Source organism: Leisingera sp. JC1 (assembly GCF_001679925.1).
Taxonomy (GTDB): Bacteria; Pseudomonadota; Alphaproteobacteria; order Rhodobacterales; family Rhodobacteraceae; genus Leisingera.
Map to the genome: position 1 here is coordinate 327,394 of NZ_LYUZ01000001.1, position 25,086 is coordinate 352,479.

Consider the following 25,086-nt stretch of genomic DNA (forward strand, 5'->3'; position numbering starts at 1 on the left):
CAGATTTTTTCGGCCTGAGCGCCGGGACACTCCCCGCGCAAAAGTGATAGCTCTGAAAGCTGCAATCAGCTTAAGCTGGCTTCATGCGGGTTTTGCAGCTTCTGGTTTTTTCCATGCTTTCCCTCTGGCCGCTGCGATCGGCGGCCTGCGATCTGGCTTTGGTGCTGGCGGTGGATGTCTCCGGCTCTGTTGATGCAGAGGAATACCGCATTCAGATGGACGGGCTGGCGGCGGGCCTGCGCGACGGGGTGGTGTCCGAGGCGCTGGTCAAGGCGCGCGCCCAGGTGCTGCTGCTGCAATGGTCAGGCGAGTCGCGTCAGGAGGTGACGCTGCCCTGGGCGGAGATCCGGACCTTCGGCGATGTCGAGGCGCTGGCGCAGGAGATCGAGCAGGCACCAAGGCCCTGGCGCAATTACTCCACTGCGGTGGGGGAGGCGCTGTTCCTGGCGCTGGAGCAGTTTCCGGCCGTGGAGCATTGCAAGCGCCGGGTGATTGATGTTTCCGGCGACGGGTTCTCCAACGAGGGGATCGAGCCGCGCGAGGTGCATGGCGCGCTGGCGGCAGCAGGTGTGACCGTGAATGCCATCGCCATCGAGCAAAGCGAGCCGGATCTGACCGCCTATTTCTTTGAAAACGTGATCCGCGGCGAGGGGGCCTTTGTGGTCTCTGCTGCGAGCTTTGCCGACTACCCGTCGCGCATCCGCAAGAAGCTGGTCAGGGAGGTCGCACGGCAGACCGCGGCGCTGCCGGAAGGTGCAGGGAGGGCAGTTGCGTCTTTGCAGTGATTTGCAGAGGAGGGCCTGATTCTGCAAAAAATTTCCAATCGGCGAATTTGTGATCACTAATTATTTGCTGTGATCACAAGCCGTGGCGTTTTAGCGCCAACAGACCAGAAACCTGCCGTTTTTAACTGTTCACTCGGGTGACACGCCGTAAAAATCGGCTAAAACGTCGTCAGCCAACCTGAAAAGGAGCCAACATGGCCGATGTCAATCGGGGCAACCGCCCGCTTTCGCCGCATTTGCAGGTCTACCGGCCGCAGCTGACCTCCGTGACTTCGATCCTGACACGGATCACCGGCAACGCGCTGATCGTATCTGCGCTGCTGATCGCCTGGTGGTTCCTGGCTGCCGCAACCTCGCCCGAATATTTCGCCATTGCCAATGGGCTGCTGACCAGCTGGTTCGGCGACCTGGTGATGACGCTGTCGGCGCTGGGCCTGTGGTATCACACGCTGGCGGGCATCCGGCACCTGATCTGGGACAACGGCATGATGCTGGACCTGGAACAGGCCGAGAAGCTGGGCTGGTTCGTGGTGATCGGCTCTGCCGTTCTGACTGTCCTGACAATTATCATCGTCTAAGCCCGGGAGGCACACGCAATGCGATATCTGACTGACCGCAAGCGCGCCGTTGGGATGGGCGCTGCAAAATCCGGAACAGAACATCACTGGTCGATGCAGGTGAGCTCAATCGCTCTCTTGATCCTGGTGCCGCTGTTTGTCTTCACCTTCGGTTCTGCGCTGGGCGGCACCTATGAAGAGATCACCGCCTATTACTCCCGCCCGTTCCCGGCACTCGTGGCGGCGCTGACCATCTGGGTCGGCATGATGCACTTCAAATCCGGCGCCCAGATCATGATCGAGGATTATGTCCACGGCTTCAAAGGCCGCCTGACGATCATCCTGGTCAACTGCCTGTCCTATGCCGTCGCCGCGACCAGCGCCTATGCGCTGATCCGCCTGGCCCTGTAACTCCCCGAGGTCTTTTTCAATGGCTGCTTACGAATACGAAACACATGAATATGACGTGGTCGTGGTTGGCGCCGGCGGGGCCGGCCTCCGCGCGACGCTGGGCATGGCGGAACAGGGCCTGCGCACGGCCTGCGTGACCAAGGTGTTCCCGACCCGCTCCCACACTGTGGCAGCGCAGGGCGGCATTGCCGCGTCCCTGGGCAACATGGGGCCGGACAGCTGGCAGTGGCACATGTATGACACCGTCAAGGGCTCCGACTGGCTGGGCGACACCGACGCGATGGAATATCTGGCGCGCGAGGCGCCCAAGGCCGTTTATGAGCTGGAGCATTACGGCGTGCCGTTCTCGCGCACCGAGGAAGGCAAGATCTACCAGCGCCCGTTCGGCGGCCACACCACCGAATACGGCGAAGGCCCCGCGGTGCAGCGCACCTGTGCAGCGGCTGACCGGACCGGCCACGCGATCCTGCATACGCTCTATGGCCAGTCGCTGAAGAACAACGCGGAATTCTACATCGAGTATTTCGCCATCGACCTGATCATGTCCGAGGACGGGCAGTGCCAGGGTGTTGTCTGCTGGAAGCTGGATGACGGCACCATGCATGTGTTCAACGCCAAGATGGTGGTGCTGGCGACCGGCGGTTACGGGCGCGCCTATTTCTCCGCCACCTCGGCGCATACCTGCACCGGCGATGGCGGCGGCATGGTGGCGCGGGCAGGCCTGGCGCTGCAGGACATGGAGTTTGTGCAGTTCCACCCGACCGGCATCTACGGCTCCGGTTGCCTGATCACCGAAGGCGCGCGGGGCGAGGGCGGCTACCTCACCAACTCCGAAGGTGAACGGTTCATGGAGCGCTATGCGCCCCAGTATAAGGACCTGGCGCCGCGCGACTATGTCAGCCGCTCCATGACCATGGAAATCCGCGAAGGCCGCGGTGTGGGCGCCGAGGGCGACCATATCCACTTGAACCTGTCCCACCTGCCGGCCGAGGCGCTGGCGGAGCGGCTGCCGGGTATTTCTGAGAGCGCCAAGATTTTTGCCGGCGTCGACGTGACTAAGGAGCCAATCCCGGTTCTGCCCACCGTGCATTACAACATGGGCGGCATCCCCACCAACTACTGGGGCGAGGTGCTGAACCCGACCGCTGAGGATCCGACCGCCGTGGTGCCGGGACTGATGGCCGTGGGCGAGGCGGGCTGCGCCTCGGTGCATGGCGCCAACCGGCTTGGCTCCAACTCCCTCATCGACCTCGTGGTCTTTGGCCGTGCCTCCGCCATCCGCGCGGGCAAGGTTGTGGACGCCGACGCGGCGAACCCGGTGCTGAACCAGGCCTCCGTCGACAAGGCGTTCGACCGGTTTGACACCCTGCGCAACGCCAAGGGCGGCATCCCCACCGCCGATCTGCGGCTGGAGATGCAGCGCACCATGCAGGCGGACGCGGCCGTGTTCCGCACCGACAAGACCCTGAAGGAAGGCGTCGAGAAGATGACCGCGATTGCGGCCAAGCTGGATGACTTGAAGGTGACCGACCGCTCACTGGTTTGGAACTCCGACCTGATGGAGACGCTGGAGCTGACCAACCTGATGCCCAACGCGCTGGCCACCATTGTTGGCGCCGAGGCGCGCAAGGAAAGCCGCGGCGCGCACGCGCATGAGGATTACGCCACCCGCGACGACGAGAACTGGCGGGTCCATACCGTGTCGCGCGTGGAGGGCAACAAGGTTGACCTCAGCTACCGTCCGGTGATCGTGGATCCGCTGACCACCGAGGATGAAGGCGGCATCAGCCTCAAGAAAATCGCGCCCAAGGCGCGGACGTTCTAAGGAGACAGACCATGGTTCAATTCAGCCTCCCGAAGAACTCCAAGATCACCACCGGCAAGACCTGGCCCAAGCCGGAGGGCGCCAGCAATGTGCGCAAGTTCAAGATCTACCGCTGGAACCCGGATGACGGAAAAAATCCGCAGGTCGACACCTATTTCGTCGACATGGACAGCTGCGGCCCGATGGTTCTGGACGCGCTGATCAAGATCAAGAACGAGATTGACCCGACGCTGACCTTCCGCCGTTCCTGCCGCGAGGGGATCTGCGGGTCGTGCGCGATGAACATCGACGGCATCAACACGCTGGCCTGTATCTACGGCATGGATGAGATCAAGGGCGATGTGGCGATCTATCCGCTGCCGCATATGCCGGTGGTCAAGGACCTTATCCCCGACCTGACCCATTTCTATGCCCAGCACGCCTCGATCATGCCGTGGCTGGAGACCAAGACCAACCGCCCGGCGAAAGAGTGGAAGCAGTCCATCGAGGACCGCAAGAAGCTGGATGGGCTTTATGAGTGCGTGATGTGCGCGTCCTGCTCGACTTCCTGCCCGAGCTACTGGTGGAACGGCGACCGCTACCTTGGGCCGGCCGCGCTGCTGCATGCCTACCGCTGGATCATCGACAGCCGGGACGAGGCCACGCCGGAGCGTCTGGACCAGCTGGAGGATCCGTTCAAGCTCTACCGCTGCCACACCATCATGAACTGCGCCAAGACCTGCCCCAAGGGCCTGAACCCGGCCAAGGCAATTGCGCATATCAAGAAGATGATGGTTGAGCGCACTGTCTGACCCGAACACCGGATGAACTGAGCACACCCCGTAGCCGAGAGGCTTGCGGGGTGCGTTGTTTTAAATGGAAAAAATTGAATAGGAGAAGAATTAAGACGTTTAAGGTTTTTGCCATGGGGTTGGTCACAAGCGCCCTGACGGCCTGTGTGTCCTCCGGCGAGAGCAGCAGTGTTAATTCTGAATGGAAAGCGCTGAACAGCAAGCGGCCACAATGTGCAAAGGCTGCGGGTATCACCGGACCTTATTCGGTTGCCACTGAGTACTACGGGGGATCGGTCGTGCAGGTGTTTGAGCCGGGTCCGGGCGTAAGCGAAGCGCAGGCGGCGAAAGCGAATGCTTGCATGAAAGCCTGATAGCCGTTTGGGCTACACCCCAAGGCTAAGCGCTGTAATGTCGGCGAAGCTATGCCATCTCCGCGGCAGCAGAATTGAAAACCCCCGGTATTCCTGCGAAACCGGGGGAAGTTTTGTCAGGTGACGGATTTCGGGTATGAGACTTCTTGGATGTGCCGCGGGCACGCTTATCCTTCTGGCAGGCTGCATGACGGCAACGGACAATGACCGGATCGGCGGCCAGCTTGCGGCAACAGATGCCAGGGTGCCGGGCTGCATCGCGGCTGCTGGAATCACCGGAGAAGTGCGGATCAGCACCGAGTTCCTGGGCCATGGCGCCGGCGCCACTGTGCTGCGAAACGTGCAGCCGGGGCCGAATGTGACAGAGGCGCAGGCAGCGCAGGCGACCTCCTGTATCAATTCCTGAACCTAATTTGTTGAGCAGCGGCAGAACCCGCCCTAAGGTGCTGCAATGCAACCGCATTTCTATGCCATTTTGCTTGCCGGCATCGCCGGGCTTTCGATGCCGCTGGGCGGGCTGCTGGCCTGGTGCGAGCACATCAGCAACCCGGTGTTGCGTGACCGGGTGCTGCATACCATTGCGGCCTTTGGCGGCGGGGCGCTGGCCTCAGCCGTTGCGCTGGTTCTGGTGCCGGAAGCGGCTGAGGCGCTGCCAGCCGTCTGGGCGGTTGGCCTGTTCGCTGCGGGGGGCCTGGTTTTTTACCTGACTGATATCGTTCTGCAGCGCCATGGCGGCAGCGGTGCCCTGCTGCTGGCAATGCTGCTTGATTACCTGCCGGAGGCGATGGCGCTGGGGGCGATGCTGGTGGCCGATGCCGCCACCGCCAAGCTGCTGGCGCTGATGATCTTCCTGCAGAACATGCCCGAGGGTTTTGCTGCTTTCCGCGAGGTCTGGAGCGGCGACAGCCCGGCCTGGCATGTGCTGCTGCTGTTCCTTGGGCTGGCCGCATTGGGGCCGGCCTGCGCGCTGGCGGGGCTGGTCTGGCTTGCAGATGCCCATGCGGTGCTCGGCGGGATCATGATCTTTGCCGCGGGCGGCATCCTCTATCTGCTGTTCCAGGACATCGCCCCCAAGGCGCACAGCAGCCGCAGCAGCGCCCCTGCGCTGGGGGCGGTTGCCGGTTTTGCCTTGGGGCTGGCGGGGGACCTTCTGACCGGCTGAGCGGCAAAGCGAATTGGATTGCAGCAACTGCATGGCAAACCTGCAAAAACATCCGGTGCGCCGGGCGGTGGCAGCGGATACCCTGCAACCCGAGGGAGGATGGTGCCGCAATTAAGGAGACCGCCCGATGAAACCCGTTGAAACCCTGGAAGAACAGCAAGCCAAAGCCGCACCCGCTGCATTGGATGCGCTGGAACAGGCTTATGCCTATTTCACCCCGGAAACGCCGGTGGCGGCAACGCAGGACCTGCATCAGGATCAGCTGTTCGATTATTATCAGGCGGCTTGATCCAAGCCGCCCCCCAGGTTCCGGTTTTGCGTTTGAAAGGCTGGCAGGCCAGGGCTAGACAGGCTGCATGGTACTCATCGTTGTTCTGGCAATTGGCGTCTTTTGTTATTTCCTTTGGCGCCATCGCGCGATGGATCTGACCCGCAACTGCCGCTGGCGGCAGGTCAAGTCCGAGGGGCATTGGCGCTGCATTGCCTGCGGTGCAGTGGAACCCGGGCAAATCGCGCCCCGCATGTGCCGCAATCCGCAGCGTGCCAGATCCTGACAAGGCGCTTCCGCGCCCGCCGCGGTGCCACACCCAACCGCAACTGTGCCTATGCCCGAAAGCACGGGGTGCAGGCGGGAGAACTGCGGCTTCGGCTAAGGCGGCTTGCTGGGATGGCCCGTGACCGGACCGCCGGTGCTAAGGGCTTGCGCCACGTCAGCGAAGCGGTCTTGATGGGGCAAACGAACAGGAAGGTTTGCCCCCATGTCCAGCACACCCGCGGCCCCCGCCGACGCAGACGCCCGCCGCGCCGTCAAACCGGTGATCTGCTACCCGAATGAAACCCTGCCGGTGCCGGACCTGGCGCTCTACCACCGGGCGCGGGAAGGCGCGGTGAAGACCGGCGAGGTGCGGGTGCCGCCCCGCGATGCGGCCTGCTTTGAAGTGCCTGCCGGGCATTTCTTCCGCATCACCTCAATCGAGGGGCCTCAGGTGGGCGACCTGAACCTCTGGAACAAGAATGATCTGTCGGAGCGCTTCTATTCCGGCAAGACCCGCGCGCTGCATGGTACCCATATCACCGCCGGTGAGCGGATGTGGACCAGCTTTCCGCATTTGCGCCCTATGGCGACCGTGGTCGCCGACACGCTGGGCTGGTACGGCATCGATGACTTCGGCGGTTCGGTGCATGACCTGATCGGCACTCGCTGCGACCCCTATACCGGCAACCTGCTGGCGGGCAGCCAATACCACCATTGCTGTCATTCCAACCTGACCCGGGCGCTCGCGGATCACCTGGGTGTGTCCACGGCGGAGGCGGAGCCGCATGTGCATGATGTGCTGAACGTCTTCATGTGCACCGGCTTCACCCGTGATACCGGCCAGTATTTCATGAAGGCCAGCCCGGTGCGGCCCGGCGATTACCTGGAGTTTTTTGCTGAGATCGACCTTTTGGGCAGCCTCAGCGCTTGTCCGGGCGGGGATTGCTCCGCGGAACATTCCAGCGATACCGCCGCCTGTTACCCGATGCTGGTCGAAGTTTTTGCCCCGTTAGAGGGTGCGCTTGGCGATTGGAAAAGCCCGCCGCCAAATGGGTATGACCGCAGCCACGGGTGCAAGTAAAACCGGTCAAATGTTATTTGGCCAGAGGTCTTGCTGAAATTCAGGCCCGCGTGAACAATCGCAACTTGTGATTTTCCCGAGCTCCCAAAAAGAAAAGGACAGCGGAATAACCGCTGTCCTTGGGCAAGCCGTAAATCGAAATTACGTAGAGTCAGCTGAACGCTGCCTCCAAGGCAATTTCCACCATGTCGCCAAAGCTGCGCTCCCGCTGATCGGAAGGCAGGGCTTCGCCGGTGCCCAGATGGTCGGAGACCGTCAGCACTGCCAGCGCCCGGCAGCCGTGACGGGCCGCAAGCGTGTACAGCTCCGCGGCCTCCATCTCTACGCCGAGGATGCCGTGGCGCACCATCTGCTCGTTCAGGTCCGGGCGTTCGTCATAAAACACGTCCGAAGAGTAAATGCCGCCGATATGAGTGGCCGAGCCGCGTTTGGCTGCCGCTGTTGCTGCCGCCTGCAGCAGGCCCCAATCCGCGCAGGGGGCAAAGTTCAGCTCGCGGAAAATGCCGCTGGAGGGGCTGTTCACGGTGCTGGCGGTCATCGCCAGGATCACGTCGCGCACCTTGACCTTGTCCTGCATGCCGCCGCAGGAGCCGATGCGGATCAGGGTTTTTGCGCCAAAGTCCCGGATCAGCTCATTGGCGTAGATTGACAGCGAGGGCATGCCCATGCCGCTGCCCTGAATGGTGACGCGTTGGCCGTTCCAGGTGCCGGTATAGCCCAGCATCCCGCGCACCTCGTTGACCAGTTTGGCATCCTGTAAAAAGGTCTCAGCCGCCCATTTGGCGCGGTAAGGGTCGCCGGGCATCAGAACGGTTTCTGCAATGTCGCCCGGTGCGGCGCCGATATGAATGGTCATGGCTACACTCCGCTGGGGCTTCAGATTTCCAAGTCGGAAATATCCATGCCTGCGGTGAGCGCTGCATGCACCCAATGCGGCTTGCGGCCACGGCCGGTCCAGGTTTCCTCGGGGTTGCTGGGGTTGCGGTATTTCGGGGCCGCCTTGGTCTTCTTGGCACCCTGCCGAGACGCATTGGCGATTTCATCGAGTGAAAATCCGTATTTGGCGGCAGCTTCCTCGGCGGCTTTCAGGGCCTCCTGACGCTCGCGCAGTTCTGCTTCCTGCAATGCTTTTTCAACGTCGCTTTGCAGCTGGAGAAGCTCTTTTCTGCTCATAGCCGAAAGATCGAAGGTCATTTTGAACTCCATATAAAAATGGCATACCGGAAAATCCGGTATGCCATTCCTTATGGCCCAATTACCAGACGCGTTTCAGCATCTTTTTCAGCTGTTTGCAGGAAATTGCCTATTAAAGGTCAATTCGCTGCAATTTGTGGTGGCTTAGCCAGGTCGACAATATCGCTCATGATTGAATTAAGCTCGAAATCCTTTGGGGTATAGACGCGGGCCACGCCCATGGATTTCAGCCTTTGCGCGTCTTCATCTGGAATAATGCCGCCGACAACAACCGGGATATGCTCCAGCCCGGCGTCGCGCATGCGCTGCATCATTTCCTCGACCAGCGGCAAGTGGCTGCCCGACAGGATCGACAGGCCGACCACATGGGCATCGTCCTTCTGCGCCGCTTCCACCAGCTCAGCCGGGGTCATGCGGATGCCGTCATAGGTGATGTCCATACCGCAGTCGCGGGCGCGGAAGGCAATTTGTTCGGCACCGTTGGAATGGCCGTCCAGCCCCGGCTTGCCGACCACAAACTTGATCCGGCGGCCCAGCACGTCGCTGACCGCATTGACCGCATCGCGCAGATCGTCCAGCCCCTCGGTCTTGTTCGAAACGGAGGCTGAAACGCCGGTCGGGCCGCGGTAGGTGCCGTGGACCTTGCGCATTTCTTCCGCCCATTCGCCGGTGGTGACGCCCGCCTTGGCGGCGGCAATCGAGGGCTCCATGATATTGGCGCCGTTTTGCGCTGCCGCGCGCAGGGCAGCCAGTGCTGACTGCACCGCGTTATTGTCGCGTTCGCCGCGCCAGGCATTCAGCCGGCTGATCTGCTCCTGCTCCACAGCCGGGTCGACCACCATGATGCCGCCGTCCTCTGTCTGCAGCGGTGAGGGCTCGCCCTCGGTCCATTTGTTGACACCGACAACGACGGTCTCGTTCTTCTCGATCCGGTTCAGCCGCTCGGCGTTGGAATCGACCAGGCGGCCCTTCATGTATTCGATGGAGGCCACCGCGCCGCCCATGGATTCCAGGTTCGCCAGCTCGGCGCGGGCGCCTTCTTTCAGCTCTTCCACCTTGGCGTCCACCGCCGGGTTGCCGTCAAACAGGTCGCCGTATTCCAGAAGGTCGGTTTCATAGGCCAGGATCTGCTGCATTCGCATCGACCACTGCTGGTCCCAGGGGCGGGGCAGGCCAAGCGCCTCGTTCCAGGCGGGCAGCTGCACCGCGCGGGCGCGGGCTTTCTTGGACAATGTCACCGCCAGCATCTCGATCAGGATGCGGTAGACGTTGTTTTCCGGCTGCTGTTCGGTCAGCCCCAGCGAGTTCACCTGCACGCCATAGCGGAAGCGGCGGAACTTGGGGTCGGCGACGCCATAGCGTTTCTCGCAGATCTCATCCCACAGATCGACAAAGGCGCGCATCTTGCACATTTCGGTGACGAACCGGATGCCCGCATTCACGAAGAAGGAGATGCGGCCCACCATGGCCGGGAAGTCTTCCGGCGCGATGCGCGGCTTCAGCTCGTCCAGCACCGCCTGCGCGGTCGCCAGGGCAAAGGCCAGCTCCTGCTCAGGCGTCGCGCCGGCCTCCTGCAGGTGGTAGGAGCAGACGTTCATCGGGTTCCACTTGGGCACGTTGGTGTAGCAGTACTCCGCAACATCCGCGATCATCTTGAGGCTGGGTTTGGGCGGGCAGACATAGGTGCCGCGGCTTAGGTATTCCTTGATCAGGTCGTTCTGCACCGTGCCTTGCAGCTTGGAGACATCCGCGCCCTGTTCCTCGGCCACCGCGATATAGAGCGCCAGCAGCCAGGGGGCGGTGGCGTTGATGGTCATCGAGGTGTTCATCTGTTCCAGCGGGATTTCATTGAACAGGGTCCGCATGTCGCCCAGGTGGCAGACGGGCACGCCGACCTTGCCCACTTCGCCGCGGGCCAGCACATGGTCGCTGTCATAGCCGGTCTGGGTCGGCAGGTCGAAGGCGACCGAGAGGCCGGTCTGCCCCTTGGCCAGGTTGGCACGGTACAGCGCGTTGGACGCCTTTGCAGTGGAGTGGCCGGCATAGGTGCGGATCAGCCAGGGGCGGTCTTTTTGCATCTGCGGCATGTCGGGCCTCGCGAGTCAGTGTGGCGGTAATTTTWTTTCGTCACGCAGATGTAAACTGCAATTTTCGACCTATGTCAATTCGCTGCGTTGCGGCAATTCCGCTTCTGCTTCGGGAAGCCCGTATGGCTAGGTGCTTGTCAAGGCGGTTGCCATGCGCAACTGTTCTCTCATGACGCAAACCGTGGAACTGCCGCTGTGGCTCTTTGTGCTGATCGTGGGTTTTGCCGCGGTGACTTTCGCGTCGCATTTCCTGTTTCCTTCGGTGCGCTGGTTCTTCCGGAGGCGCCTGGAACGGGCGGTGGCGCGGCTGAACCAGCGGCTGGAACGCCCGATTGAGCCGTTCAAACTGGCGCGGCGCCATGACATGATCCAGCGACTGATACATGATCCGCAGGTGGCCCAGGCGGCGGCGGATCATGCCGCGGCGGAAGGCATCCCGGAAAACGTGGCGTTTGAGCAGGTGCGCCGCTATGCGCGTGAAATCGTGCCGGGGTTTTCCGCCTTTGCCTATTTCGGCCTGGCGATCCGGGCGGCGCGGTTTCTGTCCAACGCGGTCTACCGCGTTCGGCTGGGCCACCAGGATGAGGAGGCGCTGCGCGCCATAGACCCCAATGCGACCGTGGTCTTTGTGATGAACCACCGCTCCAACATGGATTATGTGCTGGTCACCTACCTGGCGGCGGAACGCTCAGCCCTGTCTTACGCGGTGGGGGAGTGGGCGCGGGTCTGGCCGCTCAGCCGGCTGATCCGGGCGATGGGTGCCTATTTTATCCGGCGGCGTTCGCGCAATGACCTCTACCGCAAGGTGCTGGCAGCCTATGTGCGGCTGGCCACCCGCGGCGGCTCCACCCAGGCGATGTTTCCTGAGGGCGGCCTCAGTCTCGACGGCGCCTTGGCGCAGCCCAGGCTGGGGCTGCTGAAGTATATTGTCGAGGGCTATGACCCGGACCGGCGTGACGTGGTGTTTGTGCCGGTGGCGCTGAATTACGACAGGGTGCTGGAGGACAAGATCCTGACCTCCGCGGCCAAAGCAGGCGACCGGCGGTTCAAGGCCCGGATCGGGCTGGTGGCGCTGCGGCTCCTGCGGCAGCTGTGGCTGTGGATGACCGGCCGCTACCGCCGGGCAGGCTATGCGGCGGTGAATTTCGGCCGTCCTCTCAGCCTTGCCGGCTTCGGTGCCGGGCGCGAGGGCGACATTACCAAACCGCTGGCGCGGGAACTGATGCAGCGGATCAGCGGCATTGTCCCTGTTCTGCCGGTGCCGCTGATCTCCGCCATCCTGCTCAGGCAGGGGCCGCTCAGCCGGGCGGCGATTGAGCACAGGCTTGAGGATCTGGTTGCGGCAATGCCGTTGGCTCATGTCCACATTCCCCGGGACGATCTGTCTTATGCGGCTGAGGCGGGCCTGAGCCAGCTGCTGCGGCGCGGGCTGGTGATGGAAGCGGGCGGACGGATCACACCCATGGCGGATCGTCAGGATCTGCTGGAGTTTTATGCCAACTCGATCCGTCATCTGCTGCCCGAGGACAGCGGTTTGCCCGGCGGCCGGAGTGATTTCTCTGCACCTGCTAAGAGCAATGCTGCATCCGCTGGGTCATAAAATTACCCAAACACCGCAAAAGTGGTTGCAATATTACCTTCTCAATCCTATCCATCAGGTAACCGCTGCGATTCTGCACCGCGGCAAAGAACAGGATGCAAAGGAGGCCATCATGGCATTGGATACCCAGACTGACGTCATGTCGTACGAGGCGCCCGAGAAAGATCTATATGAGCTTGGGGAAATCCCCCCGATGGGCTATGTGCCCAAGAAAATGTACGCATGGGCCATCCGCAAGGAGCGCCACGGCGAGCCGAACACCGCGATGCAGCAGGAAGTGGTCGATGTGCCCGAGCTGGACAGCAACGAGGTGCTGGTGCTGGTGATGGCGGCAGGCGTCAACTACAACGGCGTCTGGGCGTCTCTGGGCAAGCCGATCTCGCCGTTTGACGGCCACAAGGCTCCTTATCACATTGCCGGCTCCGATGCCTCGGGCATCGTCTGGGCTGTGGGCTCCAAGGTGACCCGCTGGAAGGTCGGCGACGAGGTGGTCATCCACTGCAATCAGGACGATGGCGACGACGAGGAATGCAACGGCGGCGACCCGATGTACTCCCCCAGCCAGCGGATCTGGGGCTATGAGACCCCGGACGGCTCCTTTGCCCAGTTCACCAACGTGCAGGCCCAGCAGCTGATGCCGCGCCCCAAGCACCTGACCTGGGAAGAAAGCGCCTGCTACACGCTGACACTGGCGACCGCCTACCGGATGCTGTTCGGCCATGAGCCGCACGACCTGAAGCCGGGCCAGAACGTGCTGGTCTGGGGTGCCTCGGGCGGCCTCGGTTCCTATGCGATCCAGCTGATCAACACTGCCGGCGCCAACGCCATCGGCGTGATCTCGGACGAGAGCAAGCGCGACTTTGTCATGGGGCTGGGTGCCAAGGGCGTTCTGAACCGCAAGGACTTCAACTGCTGGGGCCAGCTTCCCACCGTGAACACACCGGAATATGCCGAGTGGTTCAAGGAAGCCCGCAAGTTCGGAAAGGCGATCTGGGACATCACCGGCAAGGGCGTGAACGTCGACATGGTGTTCGAGCACCCCGGCGAGGCAACTTTCCCGGTCTCCACCTTCGTGGTGAAGAAGGGCGGCATGGTTGTGATTTGCGCCGGTACCACCGGGTACAACCTGACCTTCGACGTGCGTTACATGTGGATGCACCAGAAGCGCCTTCAGGGCTCGCACTTTGCACACCTCAAGCAGGCCGCGGCAGCCAACAAGCTGATGGTGGAGCGCCGTCTGGACCCCTGCATGTCCGAAGTATTCACTTGGGCGGATCTGCCGGAAGCGCATATGAAGATGCTGCGCAACGAGCATTTGCCGGGCAACATGTCGGTGCTGGTGCAAGCGCCAAAGACCGGCCTGCGCACCCTGCAGGATGTGCTCGACGCCTGAAGGCGGACCGGCCTTCAAAAGTGAAGAAGAATGGTTTTCCCGCGAATCGCAGATGCGATCCGCGGGAAATTTTATTTATAATTTTATCTTTTCAGATGCTTGGCTGCTGCAGCATCGCCGGAATTCCAGTGGCTGGGCAAAAAGAAGCATGTAGGATAAACCATGAGTGGTGTGACGCTGTTTCAGGACACCTATGAACGGCGCGAGGCCGCCAAATTTGACCCTTTGGTCAGAAGTTCCATTGACTTCAGTAACTTGGCCGCTGCACTAAAGCCGAAGCTATATGCCTTGCCTGATGCGAAGGGGGGGTGCGGCATTCAAACCTAACGTTGTTGGATTCGGGCGATAACAGATGGCAGGCAAAGCAGAACTGGACCGCATTCTGGAGGCGCTGGACGCCACGGATACCCTGGATGGTCTCCAGCAGATCATCGAGCAGGTCTGCGCTGTGTTTGGTGTCGACCATGCCATGTATCACTGGGTCGACAGCGCCGGCGACCACTACTACTTCGGCACCTATCCGCAGACTTGGGTCGAGCGGTATCAGGAAAAGGCTTATGTCCGCGTCGATCCGGTTGTGGCCGGCTGCTATCAGCGGTTTCACCCCGTAGACTGGAAGCGGCTGGACTGGTCGCCGAAACCGGCACGGGAGTTTCTGAAGGACGCGCTGGAGCACGGCGTTGGCAACCAGGGGTATTCCATCCCGGTCCGCGGTCCCAACGGTCAGTTTGCGGTATTCACGGTCAGCCACAACTGCGATGATGAAGCCTGGGAAAAGCTGACCGACCGCTACAGCCGCGACATGATCCTGATGGCGCATTATTTCAACCGCAAGGCGCTGGAATTCGAACCCGACCGCAGCCCGGATCAGGCGCAGCCGCTGTCGCCGCGGGAGGTGGATGCACTGACCCTGCTGGCAATCGGTTACAGCCGGGCGCAGGTGGCAAAGACCTTGTCCATTTCCGAGCATACGCTGCGCGTTTACATTGAAAGCGCGCGTTTCAAGCTGGGAGCAATCAATACAACCCATGCAATTGCCCGCGCAATATCGCTTGGTTTTATTGTGATTTAACGACCGGTTGTGAAAGCTACCGCAAATACACTCTGAGATTGCCGGTTCTGGCCGTACCCTGTCCCCACTGTTCAACCAGAAGGGGACTACATCATGCTTCGCTTTATCTATGGCCGCGATCTTCAAAACCATGCTTTCCTGGCGCACTCGATGTTCCGGGACCGGGCGGACCAGTTCAAAATCCGGCTGGGCTGGGACGTGCAGGTCGATCTGAACGGTGAGGAGCGGGATCAGTATGACGCGCTGGACCCGCTGTATGTGATTTGGGAGATGCCCGATGGAAGCCATGGCGGCTCCATGCGGTTCCTGCCGACCACCGGACCGGTGATGGTCAATGATGTGTTCCTGGAACTCGCGGGCGGGGTGCCAATCTGCAGCCCGCTGATCTGGGAATGCACCCGGTTCTGCCTGTCGCGCGATGCGGAGACCAGTGTGGCAGGCGCGCTGACGCTTGGCGGGGTGGAAATAATGCGCAACTTTTCTGTCGCGCATTTCGCCGGTGTCTTTGACCGTCGCATGGTCCGGATTTACCGCAGCCTGGGGTTCAGCCCGGAGGTGATCGGAACCCAGGGAGAGGGGCGGGAGCGCATCTGCCTGGGCTTGTGGGAATACACGCCTGAGGTCTACCTGAACGTCGCCGCCAAGGCGGGCATTGCGCCGGAGCTTTCGCAGCTTTGGTTTGACCGCTCCTTTGGCGGCGCAGGGTCTGCGGTACCGCTGGCGCTTACCGCCTGACTGATACGAAATCCGGGGCCGGTGCCTCTGGCGGACCCGGCCCCGCGGCTGTAGGGTCGCGGCATGACAGCTCTGCCCGTACAGTTTTCCGATGACCAGGCCACCGCTTATGACAGCGTGACCGATCTCCTGCGCCAGGCGGGGGTGGACCTTGATGACGGGCTGTTGCATCCGCCCCGCGGCGACGCCGGGGTAATGGCGGTGATCGGCAAGGCCGGCTCGGGCAAGACGCTGCTGCTGGCGGAGCTCTACAAGGCGCTGGAACAGTCGGGGGTCGAGGTTGTCTCCGGCGATTACGAGAGCCGCAAGAAGGGCGATGACCGCCGCACCCTGGCGATACTGGCGCCGACCAACAAGGCCGCCAGCGTGCTGCGCCTGCGCGGGGTGCCGGCCACAACCATTCACCGCATTCTCTATACGCCGGTCTATGACCCGGAGTTCGAGAAAATCGCCGAATGGCTGGCGGGGCAGGGCGACCAGCCAGAAATCGAAGGGCTGACAGAGGAAGCGCTGGCGCGCGCCGCGGCCTTCTATGAGAAGAACAAGTCAATCCCCGGCGCGCTGGCCGCAGCTGGGCTGAGCGGTTCCGACTTCATCACCGGCTGGAAGCGGCGCGAAGAGCCCTTGGACATCGGCTTTGTCGATGAGGCCTCGATGCTGGACGACCGCCAGTTCGAGGATCTCAAGGAGATCTTTCCGAACCTGATCCTGTTCGGCGATCCGGCGCAGCTGGCCCCTGTGAACCAGTCGGGGTCGATGGTGTTCGACGCGCTGCCAGAGCCGCGCCGCCTGATCCTGAACCGCATCCACCGGCAGGAGGCAGGCAACCCGATCCTGGATCTGGCCCACGCGCTGGCCGACCCGCAGCTGGGGTTTGAAGATTTCGAGCGGATGATCGAAGACACCGCGCGCCGCGATGAGCGTGTGGTCTGGGGCCAGCGCGTGGAGGTCGACCTGATGGCGCGCTCGCCAGTGCTGGTCTGGCGTAACAACACCCGTATCCGCCTGATCAACGCCTTCCGCAGCGTGCATGGCGCGCCGGAAGATCAGCTGATTGAGGGGGAGCCGCTGATCTGCGATGGTATCGAACTGCCTGCGAAGCACCGCAAGAAGCGCCTCGATCTGGAGGCCCGCGGGCTGATCAAGGGCGCCCAGGTGATCTACCTCGGCCCGGGCCGCAAGCCCGGGTTTTCACGCCTGCATGTGATGGGGGCCGAGGATCCGCAGGTCTCTGCCGCTTCGATCGTGAAAATTGAGAAACCGGATGAGGAAGAGCCCTTCATCCCCTTTGCCGCCCGCATGGGGGCGACGTTTCTGCACGGTGCGGCGGTGACCATCCACAAGGCGCAAGGCTCGCAATGGGATACCACCCAGGTTTTTGCCCCAGACATCTATGCTGCCGCCCGCATGGGCCGGGTGGAGGCGGGCCAGCCCTTGTGGAAGCGGCTGGCCTATGTGGCAATTACCCGGGCGCAGGAGCGGCTGATCTGGGTGGTCCGCAACCGGCTGGCCAAGCCCACCGGCCCGCTGCCGGTGGATGACCTGAAGGCGGTGCCTGCCGCGGCGCTGACGCTGGAAGCACAGGAGGAAACCCCGGCATGAATAAATCGATTCTGATCACCGGCGCCAGCTCCGGCATCGGCCGCGCCGTGGCGGAGCTGCTCCTGGCCGAAGGCTGGCAGGTTGGCCTGGCGGCCCGCCGGGCAGAGAAGCTTGAGGAGGTGGCACAGGGGTTTGCAAACGCCCATGTGCTGCCCGCCGACGTGACCGACCCGGCAGCGGTGGACCACGCGGTGAACAGCTTTGCCATGGCTGCGGGGCGGCTTGATGTGCTGTTCAACAACGCAGGCATCTTCACCCCGCCTGGTACCATTGACGAGATCCCGCTGGAGGACTGGTTCGCCTCGGTGAATGTGAACCTCACCGGCATGTACCTGACCGCCCGCGCCGCTTTCCGGCAGATGCGGCACCAGGCGCCGCAGGGCGGGCGGATCATCAACAACGGCTCCATTGCAGCATATGTGCCAAGGCCCCACTCAGCGCCTTATGCGGCGACCAAGGCGGCCATCACCGGCCTCACCAAAAGCCTGTCGCTGGACGGCCGCCCCTTTGATATCGCCTGCGGCCAGATCGACATCGGCAACACCCGCACCCCGATGGTCGAGGATCTGAGCCAGCGCCACGCCGAGGCCAATCCGGATGCTGAGCCGATGCATACATTTGCGGTGGAGGACGCGGCAAAATCGGTGCTGCACATGGCCAATCTTCCGCTGGAGGCCAATGTGCAGTTTATGACCGTGATGGCCTCCAAGATGCCCTACATCGGACGCGGCTAAGCTCTCCCGCCCGTCGCTGGTGCATCAGAGATGCCCCGCTCCCGTTGGGCGTGGCGCTGCGCAGTTGCGCAGCGCGCCTCCTTACCGGTTCCTGAGCAGGCTGAAGGCTGCAGAGGCACCCCAGCCGGCGGCAATCGCAATGGCCAGGGACATCAGGCCATAAAGGAACGGCTGTTCTCGCGAGAGAGAGAACAGGAACCGTTCCAGCCCCACCTTGCGCACGTCGATGGTGGTCTCGTAACTCGACACCACTTCGCCGCCCCGGGTCAGGAAGATGCGGGTCTGGTAGTCGCCTTCAGTCAAGTCGGCAGGCATCTCGATCGCGGTGCGGAACAAGGTTTGCTGATCCACCGCAACGGTGTTCTCGCGCAGTGAATAAAGCCCGTTCCTTTCGCGGATCCGCATCACCGCGTCGGCAAAAGCCTGGGCGCCGCGGATGTGCATGGCAGCACCCACCGAGCGGATCGCGCGCCGGATCGACACCCGGTAGCGCAGGTCTTCGGTGTCGCTCAGCACTTGGGCAAAGGGGGCGCTGGTGGCCACCGCGTAGAACGCAGGCGCCGAGTCGACCAGAACGCTGTCGACGTTGACCCAGATGCCCAGCTTCTTCTCCTTGCGCCGCACCATCACGGACGGCGCCGGGCCGGACACCGCGACAATGACTTCCAGCGGTTCGTCCGCGGGGATCGGAGTTTCGCGTTTGACCGCGCCGAAGATGAGGATTTCCGAGCCGTCGAAGGTGGCGGTGATGGCCACCCTGTCCTGACTGAGACCCAAGACGACTTCTTCCTTGGCGGCCTGAGCTGCGGACTGCGGCAGCAGTGCCAGGGCGGCGGCGGTCAAAGCGGACAGCAGCAGCTTGCGCATATCAATGGCCTCCGGGGGCACCGAGCGAGAACAGCTCGGAGGGTTGCAGCAACAGGTCGAGGCCCAGTTTCACACAAACAACAATCACCATCAGCGCCAGCAGGATGCGCAGTTGTTCCGCCTTCAGGTAGACGCCGATGCGGGTGCCGATCTGGGCGCCGACAACGCCGCCGATCAGCAGGAGAACCGCCAGCACGATGTCCACGGTATAGTTGGTGGTGGCGTGCAGCATGGTGGTGAAGCCAGTGACCAGAATGATCTGGAACAATGAAGTGCCGACGACCACCTTGGTCGGCATTCCGAGGATGTAGATCATCGCAGGCACCATGATGAAACCGCCGCCGACACCCATGATCGCGGCCAGGATACCAACGCAGACGCCGACCAGAATGGGCGGGATCACCGAGATATAGAGGCCGGAGGTGCGGAACCGCATCTTGAACGGCAGCGCATGCACCCAGCCGCGCTGGCGGCGCGGGGCAGGGGCGGTTCCGCCTGCCTTCTTGGATTTGCGGATCGCGTTCAGGCTTTCGATGAACATCAGACCGCCGACCACGCCCAGGAAGACGACGTAGCAGAGCTTGACCAGCAGATCGACCTGACCCAGCGCCTTGAGGTAGTTGAATACCACAACCCCCAGCGCCGCGCCCATCAGGCCGCCGGCCTGCAGCACCAGGCCCATCTTGATATCGACCGTCCGCCTTCGGAAATGCGCCAGCACGCCGGAGAAGGAGGAGGCGACAATCTGGTTCGCCTCTGTCGCCACCGCCACCGCAGGCGGGATGCCGATGAAAAACAAAAGCGGCGTCATCAGGAAGCCGCCGCCAACTCCGAACATGCCCGAGAGAACCCCGACCATTCCCCCAAGGCCCAGGAGAAGGAAGGCATTCACTGAGACCTCAGCTATGGGAAGGTATATCTGCATGTTCTTTGTTAGACCGCAGTCATATCAAAAATCAATGATCTATGCCGCTCTGCAGCGTGCAGGACTGATTTGCCGTTGCAAACTGGACTTATTGCTGCCTGAGGTCCTGCCGCATTTGCCTGCATCAGGGCAGGTTCAGAACGGTCAGGGAAAACAGGTCGGCCGGTTCCAGCAGCAGTTCAAACCCGATCTTGACGGAGACCGACAGCACCAGAAGGGCCAGCAGCACCCGCAGTTGCTCCGCCTTCAGCTTGGCGCCGATCACGGTGCCGAGCTGAGCGCCGGCAACGCCGCCGATCAGCAGGAACAGCGCCAGCACCACGTCGACGGTGTAGTTGGTGGTGGCGTGCATCACTGTGGTGAAGCCGGCGACAAAGATTATCTGGAACAGCGAAGTGCCGATCACCACCTTGGTCGGCATGCCGAGGATGTAGATCATTGCAGGCACCATGATGAAGCCGCCGCCGACACCCATGATCGCCGACAGGATGCCAACGCCAAAGCCGACCAGTGCTGGCGGGATCACGGAGATATAGAGCCCGGACGCCTTGAACCGCATCTTGTAGGGCAGGGCATGCACCCAGGACCGCTGGCGCCGCTTATAGGCAGGGGCACCGCCGGCCTGGCGTGCCCTGCGGATGGCGTTGACGCTTTCGACGAACATCAATGCGCCGATCACACCGAGGAACAGCACATAGCAGAGCTGCACCGCCAGATCGACCTGGCCCAGCTGCTTGAGCCAGTTGAAAACCGCCATCCCCAGAGCAGCCCCCATGAGGCCTCCGCCCAGCAGCACATAGCCCATCTTCAGATCCACGGTGCGGCGCCGGAAATGCGCCATCAGGCCTGACACCGACGAGGCGACAACCTGGTTGGCTGATGTGGCCACTGCAACCCCCGGAGGGATGCCGATCAGGAACAGGAGCGGTGTGATCAGGAAGCCGCCGCCTACTCCGAACATACCGGACAAAACCCCTACGGCGCCACCGATGCCAAGGAGCAGCAAAAAGTTGACCGAAACCTCGGCGATGGGGAGGAAGATGTGCATGACGTCTTACAGCAACTGCGATGCGCGCGGTCAACCGGCTGGGCGGCACTGCAGGGGACAGGACCGACAGGGTGCAGGGAACTGGACCTAAGGGCGGATGCTCCTGCGCCAGCAGAAGAAGGGCATGGCCCTTCGCCTTGGCAGCCTTGGGCCAGGCGCTGCACTTCGTGCAGCGCTGAGGCTTTCCGCCGCAAAGCTTCTGAGGACCAGGGTGCCGGTTAGAGGGCCACTCCGATTGTTCGCTCGCCTTTGCCGTATCAAGGGTGAATGGCGCCTGTGCGCCGCTGCTGGCGGCCCCTGACCCGGAAAAAAACGGGGGGCTGGAAAGAGAAACGCCCGGCACAGGGCCGGGCGTTCTGCTGCTTCTGGCGCTGTGCTTAACGCTCTTTCACATATGGCTCGCCGCCGGCCCGCGGCGGGATCGCCTTGCCGACGAAACCGGCGAGGATCACCACCGTCAGCACATAAGGCAGCGCGTCCATTGCCTGCACTGGGATAGTGATGCCGCCGAGCTCGATGTTCTGGAACCGCAGTGCGATGGCTTGCAGCAGTCCGAACAGCAGGCAGGCACCCATTGCGTGCCAGGGCCGCCACTTGGCAAAGATCAGTGCCGCCAGGGCGATGAAGCCGCGGCCTGCGGTCATGTCCTTGACAAAACCCGCCTGCAGCGCGGTCGCCAGATAGGCGCCGGCAATGCCGCACAGCAGGCCGCAGATCATCACGGCCGCATAGCGCAGGCCGACAACCGAGACGCCCGCGGTGTCCACGGCGGCAGGGTTTTCGCCGACCGCTCGCAGGCGCAGGCCAAATCGCGTGCGGAACAGCACCCACCAGGTCGCGGGCACGGCCAGGAATGCTATGTAGACCAGGATCGAATGGCCCGAGAGCAGCTCAGAATAGACCGGACCCAGAACCGGCACGCCGGAAAGGCTGTCGGCAAAAGGCAGATCAAACGGTGTGAAGCGCCCGCCGCCGATGAGCGATGGCGTGCGGCCGCCCTGCTGGAACCAGTCCTGGGCGATCAGCACCGTCATGCCAGCAGCCAGGAAGTTGATCGCCACACCGGAGATCAGCTGGTTGCCGCGGAAAGTGATCGAGGCCACCCCGTGCAGCCCCGCCAGCAGCAGCGAGGAGCCTATGCCCGCAAGCAGCCCCAGCCAGACATTGCCGGTGGCCGCAGCCACGGCGGCAGAGAAGAAGGCGGCCATCAGCATCTTGCCTTCAAGGCCGATGTCGAAAATGCCCGCACGCTCCGAGAACAGACCGGCCAGACAAGCCAGCAGCAAGGGAGTGGCCAGGCGGACGGTGGAGTCGAGCAGTTGGATAATCGTCAGGAAATCCATCAGTTCTGCCCCTTCCGCATCGCCAGGAAGATCCGCTCCAGCGGCATCCGCACCATGTTGTCGAGCGCGCCGGTGAACAGGATCACCAGCGCCTGGATCACCACGATCAGCTCCCGCGGGATCGAGGTCCAGAGCGCCAGCTCGGCGCCGCCCTGGTAGAGGAAGCCGAACAGGATCGCGGCCAGGAACACGCCGAACGGGTGATTGCGGCCCATCAGCGCCACCGCGATGCCGATGAAACCGGCGCCTTCGGTGGCGTTCAGCACCAGCCGCTCCGCCTCGCCCATTACGTTGTTCACGGCCATCATCCCGGCCAGCGCGCCGGAGATCAGCATCGCGATCATGATGGTGCGCACAGAGGAGATGCCGGCATAACGCGCGCCCGGCTCCGATTTGCCCAAGCTGCGGATTTCATACCCCAGCGGCGTGCGCCAGATCAGCAGCCAGACAAACAGGCAGGCGCCGACGGCCACCAGCAGGCTGACGTTTGCCGGTGCCGATTTCGAAAACTCGATCCCGATCGGCGCCAGCAGCTCATGCAAAGACGGCAGGTGCACCGCCTCAGGGAAGCGTTCGGTGGCCGGGTCCATCGAGCCTTCGGGACGCAGCAGGTTGACCAGCACGTAGTTCAGCACCGCCGCGGCGATGAAGTTGAACATGATGGTGGTGATCACAATGTGGCTGCCGCGCTTAGCCTGCAGATAGGCTGGGACCGCGGCCCAGGCGGCACCAAACAGGCCTGCGCCGAGGGCGGCAAAGAGCAGCGCCAGCGTCCAATGCGGCCAAGGGATCAGCAGGCAGACCAGCGCGACGCCAAGCCCGCCCAGCATCGCCTGGCCCTCGCCGCCGATGTTGAACAGACCCGCATGGGCGGCAATGGCCACTGCCAGGCCGGTGAACATGAAATTGGTGGCGTAATAGAGCGTGTAGCCCCAGCCATAGGTGGAGCCCAAAGCGCCATCGACCATCAGCTTGACCGCAGCTACCGGGTCTTCGCCAATCCCGAGGATCACCAGGGCAGACAGGATCGCGGCCAGGAAAAGGCTGATCAGAGGGATCAGGACCACATCGGCCCATTTCGGCATCTTGTCCATTTACGCGGCCTCCCCCGCGACACCGGCCATCATCAGGCCCAGTTCTTTTTCATCGGTCTGATCCGCCGGGCGCTCGCCCATGATCATGCCGTCAAACATCACCGCAACCCGGTCCGCGAGCGACAGGATTTCCTCCAGCTCGACCGAGACCAGCAGGATCGCCTTGCCCTGGTCGCGCAGCTCGACGATCTGCTTGTGAATGAATTCGATGGCGCCGATGTCCACACCGCGGGTCGGCTGGCCCACCAGCAAGAGGTCGGGGTTGCGCTCTATCTCGCGGGCCACGACGATTTTCTGCTGGTTGCCGCCGGAGAAATTCTTGGCCGCCAGCCAGGGATCGGGCGGGCGGACGTCGAATTTCTCCATCTTGGCCTCGGTATCGGCGCGCAAAGCGGTGTTGTTCATCAGCACGCCGTTCTTATAGGCCGGATCCCGGTGGTAGCCAAAGGCGACGTTCTCCCAGGCGTGGAAGTCCATGATCAGGCCTTCGCGCTGGCGGTCCTCCGGCACATGGCCGACATGGGCCTCACGCCGCGCGGCGGCGTCCGAACCCAGTCCCTGCAGGGGCAGGGGATTGCCGTGCAGTTTGATACTGCCGGTTCCGGGGCGCATGCCGCCCAGTACCTCCAAAAGCTCCGACTGGCCGTTACCTGCAACGCCGGCGATGCCAACGATCTCGCCTGCACGGACGGTGAGGTCGATGCCCTTGACGCGCTCGACCCCGGCGCTGTCCACTACCCGCAGGTTCTCGATCTCCAGGATCGGGGCGCCGGGCTGGGCGGGCACTTTGTCAACGCGCAGCAAGACCTTGCGGCCCACCATCAGCTCGGCCAGATGCTCGGGGCTGGTCTCAGCCGTTTTGACAGTCGCGGTCATCTGGCCGCGGCGCATGACGGATACTGTGTCGGTATATTCCATGATCTCCCGCAGCTTGTGGGTGATCAGGATGATGGTCTTGCCTTCGGCGCGCAGCCGGTCGAGGATGCGGAAAAGCTGGTCAGCCTCGGAGGGCGTCAGCACGCCGGTCGGCTCATCCAGGATCAGGATCTCGGCCTTGCGGTAGAGCGCCTTGAGGATTTCCACACGCTGCTGCATGCCAACGCCGATCTCGTCGATGCGGGCGTCGGGGTCCACGAACAGCTCGTATTCCTCTTCCAGCGCCTTCAGCTCCTTGCGGGCGCGGCGCAGCGACGGCATCAGCATGCCGCTGTCCTCAGCCCCCAGGACGATGTTTTCCAGCACGGTGAAGTTTTCCACCAGTTTGAAGTGCTGGAACACCATGCCGATGCCTGCGGCAATTGCTGCCTGGCTGTCCGGGATCGCGGTGCGCTTGCCCTTGATCCAGACTTCGCCTTTGTCGGCCTTGTAGAAACCATAGAGGATCGACATCAGCGTCGACTTGCCCGCGCCGTTTTCACCGATGATGCCGTGAATGGTGCCGGGGGCGACGCTGATGGAAATGTCCTTGTTTGCCTGGACCGGGCCAAAGGCTTTGGAAATGCCTTTGAGTTCGATGGCGGGGGCGGTCAATCGGGCTCTCCCATGCCTGTAAATCCGATCAGCCGCACCACCTTGCCGTCCTTCAGATCGGCAAAATACTGTCCGCGCACCATGCGTTTTCCGTCTTTTTCGAAATCCACCGTGGCGCGTGCGTGGCCGTGGTGCTCGGAAACGGCAACCACTTTGGCCGCGGCGCCCGGCATCATCGCGCTGAACTGCGCAATGTATTCCAGGTAGGCATCGCGGGTGGTTATGGGGGCAGGGGTGTTGGGATCGGAGTAATAAAAACCGGACCCGATGGCCGCGTCCGTTTGTGCGGCGCGCGTTTCGGGCGATGGGTCGCCCCAGGCCGCAAACAGAATATGAAGTGAATCCGTCATGGCCTGGGGCTT

General features: G+C 62.5%; 27 protein-coding genes. 17 read left to right on the top strand and 10 right to left on the bottom strand.

All coding sequences use genetic code 11. From position 1 onward, the window contains the following. Positions 1-83: 83 nt before the first annotated feature. The 10 genes from A9D60_RS01620 (at position 84) to A9D60_RS01665 (ending at position 7,500) form a co-directional block, all read left to right on the top strand. On the top strand, positions 84-785 hold the full coding sequence (locus A9D60_RS01620; protein ID WP_065265977.1) for a DUF1194 domain-containing protein: 702 nt from the start codon (positions 84-86) through the stop codon (positions 783-785). Between the two features lie 194 nt (positions 786-979). Beyond that, positions 980-1,363 carry a succinate dehydrogenase, cytochrome b556 subunit gene (gene sdhC, locus A9D60_RS01625; protein ID WP_019297059.1) on the top strand — a complete coding sequence of 128 codons (384 nt, stop codon included), beginning with the start codon at positions 980-982 and terminating at the stop codon, positions 1,361-1,363. An 18-nt stretch (positions 1,364-1,381) separates the two neighbouring features. Then, positions 1,382-1,753 carry a succinate dehydrogenase, hydrophobic membrane anchor protein gene (gene sdhD / locus A9D60_RS01630; protein ID WP_065265978.1) on the top strand — a complete coding sequence of 124 codons (372 nt, stop codon included), beginning with the start codon at positions 1,382-1,384 and terminating at the stop codon, positions 1,751-1,753. Between the two features lie 19 nt (positions 1,754-1,772). Next, positions 1,773-3,578, top strand: coding sequence for a succinate dehydrogenase flavoprotein subunit (sdhA, locus tag A9D60_RS01635; RefSeq protein ID WP_065265979.1), 1,806 nt, complete (start codon positions 1,773-1,775; stop codon positions 3,576-3,578). 11 nt (positions 3,579-3,589) lie between these two features. Then, positions 3,590-4,369, top strand: a complete 780-nt coding sequence (locus A9D60_RS01640; RefSeq protein WP_039174849.1) for a succinate dehydrogenase iron-sulfur subunit — start codon at positions 3,590-3,592, stop codon at positions 4,367-4,369. 489 nt (positions 4,370-4,858) lie between these two features. After that, a complete protein-coding gene (locus A9D60_RS01650) occupies positions 4,859-5,128 on the top strand; it encodes a hypothetical protein (protein WP_065265980.1) in 270 nt (89 codons plus the stop codon). A gap of 45 nt (positions 5,129-5,173) precedes the next feature. Continuing rightward, complete coding sequence (locus A9D60_RS01655) at positions 5,174-5,884, top strand: ZIP family metal transporter (RefSeq protein WP_065265981.1); 711 nt, start codon at positions 5,174-5,176, stop codon at positions 5,882-5,884. 127 nt (positions 5,885-6,011) lie between these two features. Next, the gene (locus tag A9D60_RS26450) at positions 6,012-6,173 is read left to right on the top strand and encodes a hypothetical protein (RefSeq protein ID WP_175392866.1); all 162 of its coding nucleotides are present in this window, start codon (positions 6,012-6,014) and stop codon (positions 6,171-6,173) included. Between the two features lie 67 nt (positions 6,174-6,240). Then, positions 6,241-6,438 (top strand): hypothetical protein, encoded by a 198-nt coding sequence (locus A9D60_RS01660; RefSeq protein ID WP_065265982.1) that lies wholly within the window; start codon positions 6,241-6,243, stop codon positions 6,436-6,438. A 204-nt stretch (positions 6,439-6,642) separates the two neighbouring features. Further along, positions 6,643-7,500 (top strand): urea carboxylase-associated family protein, encoded by an 858-nt coding sequence (locus A9D60_RS01665; protein ID WP_065265983.1) that lies wholly within the window; start codon positions 6,643-6,645, stop codon positions 7,498-7,500. A gap of 151 nt (positions 7,501-7,651) precedes the next feature. Here A9D60_RS01665 and deoD read toward each other — a convergent pair whose 3' ends face one another. From deoD to A9D60_RS01680, 3 genes are all read right to left on the bottom strand, one after another. Further along, positions 7,652-8,356, bottom strand: coding sequence for a purine-nucleoside phosphorylase (deoD, locus tag A9D60_RS01670; RefSeq protein ID WP_065265984.1), 705 nt, complete (start codon positions 8,354-8,356; stop codon positions 7,652-7,654). A 20-nt stretch (positions 8,357-8,376) separates the two neighbouring features. Then, positions 8,377-8,694, bottom strand: a complete 318-nt coding sequence (locus A9D60_RS01675) for an H-NS histone family protein (RefSeq protein ID WP_065266064.1) — start codon at positions 8,692-8,694, stop codon at positions 8,377-8,379. Between the two features lie 119 nt (positions 8,695-8,813). Next, complete coding sequence (locus A9D60_RS01680; protein WP_065265985.1) at positions 8,814-10,781, bottom strand: protein meaA; 1,968 nt, start codon at positions 10,779-10,781, stop codon at positions 8,814-8,816. Positions 10,782-10,950: 169 nt separating this feature from the next. Between A9D60_RS01680 and A9D60_RS01685 the strand changes: the two genes are divergently transcribed. The 7 genes from A9D60_RS01685 (at position 10,951) to A9D60_RS01710 (ending at position 17,917) form a co-directional block, all read left to right on the top strand. Continuing rightward, the gene (locus A9D60_RS01685; RefSeq protein WP_065266066.1) at positions 10,951-12,381 is read left to right on the top strand and encodes a 1-acyl-sn-glycerol-3-phosphate acyltransferase; all 1,431 of its coding nucleotides are present in this window, start codon (positions 10,951-10,953) and stop codon (positions 12,379-12,381) included. Positions 12,382-12,493: 112 nt separating this feature from the next. Then, entirely contained in the window at positions 12,494-13,774 is a 1,281-nt protein-coding gene (gene ccrA, locus A9D60_RS01690) for a crotonyl-CoA carboxylase/reductase (protein WP_065266065.1), read from the top strand. A 162-nt stretch (positions 13,775-13,936) separates the two neighbouring features. Further along, entirely contained in the window at positions 13,937-14,101 is a 165-nt protein-coding gene (locus A9D60_RS26455) for a hypothetical protein (RefSeq protein ID WP_175392867.1), read from the top strand. 25 nt (positions 14,102-14,126) lie between these two features. Then, positions 14,127-14,846, top strand: coding sequence for a helix-turn-helix transcriptional regulator (locus A9D60_RS01695; protein WP_065265986.1), 720 nt, complete (start codon positions 14,127-14,129; stop codon positions 14,844-14,846). A gap of 93 nt (positions 14,847-14,939) precedes the next feature. Next, positions 14,940-15,581: an acyl-homoserine-lactone synthase gene (locus tag A9D60_RS01700; RefSeq protein ID WP_065265987.1), complete on the top strand. Its 642-nt coding sequence runs from the start codon at positions 14,940-14,942 to the stop codon at positions 15,579-15,581. Positions 15,582-15,644: 63 nt separating this feature from the next. Then, positions 15,645-17,183 carry an ATP-dependent DNA helicase gene (locus A9D60_RS01705; RefSeq protein WP_065265988.1) on the top strand — a complete coding sequence of 513 codons (1,539 nt, stop codon included), beginning with the start codon at positions 15,645-15,647 and terminating at the stop codon, positions 17,181-17,183. Continuing rightward, on the top strand, positions 17,180-17,917 hold the full coding sequence (locus tag A9D60_RS01710; protein WP_065265989.1) for an SDR family oxidoreductase: 738 nt from the start codon (positions 17,180-17,182) through the stop codon (positions 17,915-17,917). Before A9D60_RS01705 ends, A9D60_RS01710 begins: the two co-directional genes overlap by 4 nt. An 81-nt stretch (positions 17,918-17,998) precedes the next feature. Here the strand turns inward: A9D60_RS01710 and A9D60_RS01715 are convergent, their stop codons facing one another. The 7 genes from A9D60_RS01715 to A9D60_RS01745 form a co-directional block, all read right to left on the bottom strand. Next, complete coding sequence (locus A9D60_RS01715; protein WP_065265990.1) at positions 17,999-18,784, bottom strand: TIGR02186 family protein; 786 nt, start codon at positions 18,782-18,784, stop codon at positions 17,999-18,001. Position 18,785: 1 nt separating this feature from the next. Further along, positions 18,786-19,709: a sulfite exporter TauE/SafE family protein gene (locus tag A9D60_RS01720; protein ID WP_065265991.1), complete on the bottom strand. Its 924-nt coding sequence runs from the start codon at positions 19,707-19,709 to the stop codon at positions 18,786-18,788. A gap of 124 nt (positions 19,710-19,833) precedes the next feature. Beyond that, the gene (locus A9D60_RS01725; RefSeq protein WP_065265992.1) at positions 19,834-20,757 is read right to left on the bottom strand and encodes a sulfite exporter TauE/SafE family protein; all 924 of its coding nucleotides are present in this window, start codon (positions 20,755-20,757) and stop codon (positions 19,834-19,836) included. 377 nt (positions 20,758-21,134) lie between these two features. After that, positions 21,135-22,100, bottom strand: coding sequence for an ABC transporter permease (locus A9D60_RS01730; protein WP_065265993.1), 966 nt, complete (start codon positions 22,098-22,100; stop codon positions 21,135-21,137). Then, the gene (locus A9D60_RS01735; RefSeq protein WP_065265994.1) at positions 22,100-23,194 is read right to left on the bottom strand and encodes an ABC transporter permease; all 1,095 of its coding nucleotides are present in this window, start codon (positions 23,192-23,194) and stop codon (positions 22,100-22,102) included. Before A9D60_RS01735 ends, A9D60_RS01730 begins: the two co-directional genes overlap by 1 nt. After that, positions 23,195-24,724: an ABC transporter ATP-binding protein gene (locus A9D60_RS01740; RefSeq protein ID WP_065265995.1), complete on the bottom strand. Its 1,530-nt coding sequence runs from the start codon at positions 24,722-24,724 to the stop codon at positions 23,195-23,197. It lies immediately after the preceding gene. Beyond that, positions 24,721-25,074, bottom strand: a complete 354-nt coding sequence (locus A9D60_RS01745; RefSeq protein ID WP_065265996.1) for a nuclear transport factor 2 family protein — start codon at positions 25,072-25,074, stop codon at positions 24,721-24,723. Before A9D60_RS01745 ends, A9D60_RS01740 begins: the two co-directional genes overlap by 4 nt. Positions 25,075-25,086: the final 12 nt, after the last annotated feature.